The organism is Pseudomonas sp. CM25 (assembly GCF_013179705.1).
Lineage (GTDB): Bacteria > Pseudomonadota > Gammaproteobacteria > Pseudomonadales > Pseudomonadaceae > Aquipseudomonas.
Window position 1 is genome coordinate 1 of the sequence record NZ_JABMCW010000533.1, and the last position, 2,588, is coordinate 2,588.

Annotated in this window: 2 protein-coding genes and 1 pseudogene; all 3 read right to left on the minus strand. The window is 58.7% G+C overall.

The features are described 5' to 3' along the window. On the minus strand, positions 1-675 hold a 675-nt coding region (locus HP546_RS29040; RefSeq protein WP_172232956.1), incomplete at its 3' end, for a SpoVR family protein. Continuing rightward, entirely contained in the window at positions 672-1,943 is a 1,272-nt protein-coding gene (locus HP546_RS29045; RefSeq protein WP_172232959.1) for a YeaH/YhbH family protein, read from the minus strand. The genes HP546_RS29045 and HP546_RS29040, both read right to left, overlap by 4 nt. Before the next feature lie 119 nt (positions 1,944-2,062). Next, positions 2,063-2,588: pseudogene (locus tag HP546_RS29050) on the minus strand (PrkA family serine protein kinase); the annotation flags it as partial.

Genomic DNA, 2,588 nt, shown 5'->3' on the forward strand with positions numbered 1-2,588 from the left:
GTTACCCTTCTCGGCGCTTTTCGGGATGGTGCGCCATAGGTCGTTGATCTGCCGCTGCAGATGCTCTTCGCGCTCCTTTTGCCGACGCCGCTCTTCTTCGGCAGAAATCGGATAGGGGCGCTTGTAGCGGTCCACGCCGTAGTTCATCAAGGCATGGCAGGAGTCGATCAGGTCTTCCACCGCATCGATGCCGTGGCGCTCTTCGCATTGCGCGATGTACTGCTTGGCAAACACCAGGTAGTCAATGATGGAACTGGCATCGGTCCAGGTGCGGAACAGGTAGTTTCCCTTGAAGAAGCTGTTGTGGCCGTAGCAGGCATGGGCGATCACCAGTGCCTGCATGCACATGGTGTTTTCTTCCATCAGGTAGGCGATGCAGGGGTCGGAGTTGATCACGATTTCGTAGGCCAGGCCCATCTGGCCACGGCTGTACGACTTTTCGGTGCTGAGGAACTGCTTGCCATAGGACCAGTGGTGATAGCCCAGCGGCATACCGACGGAGGCGTAGGCGTCCATCATCTGCTCGGCGGTGATGACCTCGATCTGGTTGGGGTAGGTGTCCAGGGCATAGCCTTCGGCCAGGCGGCTGATTTCCCGGTCGTAGGTCTGGATCAGTTCGAACGTCCACTCGGACCCGGTGGAAATGGGTTGGCGTCTCTGTGCTCTGGCGGTCATGTGGCTAACCTGCGCTGGAAGAGTTCACGGAAGACCGGGTAGATGTCGCCGGCCGATACCAACTGCTGCTGGGCGAACGTGTCGGGGAACCCTTCGCCGATGCGCTCGTACTCGTACCACAGCGCCTGATGCTCACGGGGGGTGATCTCGACGTAAGTGTAGTACTGCACGTGCGGCATGATCTGCTTGGAGAGAATTTCGCGGCAGATGGGCGAGTCGTCGTTCCAGTTGTCGCCATCGGAGGCCTGGGCGGCGTAGATGTTCCAGTCGCTGGCCGGGTAGCGTTCGGCCATGATCTCCTGCATTAGCTTGAGCGCACTGGAAACGATGGTGCCGCCGGTTTCCCGGGAGTAGAAGAACTCTTCCTCGTCCACTTCGCGGGCACTGGTGTGGTGGCGAATGAATACTACCTCGATGCGGTCGTAATTACGCTTGAGGAACAGGTACAGCAGGATGAAGAAGCGCTTGGCAATGTCCTTGGTGGCTTGGGTCATCGAACCGGACACGTCCATCAGGCAGAACATTACCGCCTTCGAGCTTGGGTTGGGCTGCTTTACCAGCAAGTTGTACTTCAGGTCGAACGTGTCGAGGAAGGGCAGGCGGTTGATACGCGCTTTCAGGCGCTCGATTTCCTGCTCGACTTCCTGGATGTCGGTAAAGTTGTCGGGCTCCTCGACTTTCAGTCGGGCCAGCTCTTTTTGCGCTTCGCGCAACAGCGCGCGGCTGCTGCCGGTCAGGGCGATTCGCCGGGCGTGAGCCGAGCGCAGGGTGCGGACAATGTTGATGCGCGAGGGGTTGCCCTCGTTGGCGATACCGGCACGCACGGTCTTGAACGTATCGGCACCGGTCAGGTGGCGTTTGACCAGGTTGGGCAGCTCGAGGTCCTCGAACATGAACTCGAGGAATTCTTCCTGAGTGATCTGGAAGACGAATTCATCCATGCCTTCGCCAGAATTGCCGGCCTTGCCACGGCCTCCACCGCCCCCACCACCTTGGGGTCTGGGGATATGCTCACCTGCGGTGAATTCCTTGTTGCCCGGGTGCACGATGGTCTGTTTGCCGCCGCGACCATGGTGCAGCACAGGTTCGTCGATGTCCCGTCCCGGAATGCTGATCTGCTCGCCATGCTCCATGTCCATGATGGAGCGACGGCTAACCGCCTCTTCGACGGCCTTCTTGATATGTTCGCGGTACCGCCGCAAGAAGCGCTGGCGGTTGACCGTGCTCTTGTTCTTGCCGTTCAGGCGTCGGTCTATAACGTAGCTCATGGTCCCTCCGGTAGCTGGGAACAGCTGCACGCTTCAAGCTACGAGCTGCACGTAAAGACAGCTGCCGCCGCCCGAGGCTGGAACGCCAGCCTTGGGCGTGCGGTGTGTAGCTTGTCGCTTTATTGCGATTTCCTGACCCGCAGGTACCATTCCGACAGCAGACGAACCTGTTTGTCGGTGTAGCCACGCTCCACCATCCGGGTGACGAAGTCGTTGTGTTTCTTCTGGTCCTCTTTGCTGGCCTTGGCGTTGAAGCTGATGACCGGCAGCAGGTCTTCGGTGTTGGAGAACATTTTCTTCTCGATCACCACCCGCAGCTTTTCATAGCTCAGCCAGCTTGGGTTCTTGCCGTTGTTGTTGGCGCGTGCGCGCAGTACGAAGTTGACGATCTCGTTGCGGAAGTCCTTCGGATTGCTGATGCCGGCGGGCTTCTCGATCTTTTCCAGCTCTTCGTTCAGTGCAATACGGTTGAGGATTTCGCCGGTTTCTGGGTCGCGGTACTCCTGGTCCTGGATCCAGAAGTCGGCGTACAGCACGTAGCGGTCGAAGATGTTCTGGCCATACTCGCTGTAGGACTCGAGGTAGGCGGTCTGGATTTCCTTGCCGATGAACTCGATGTAGCGCGGTGCCAGATATTCCTTGAGG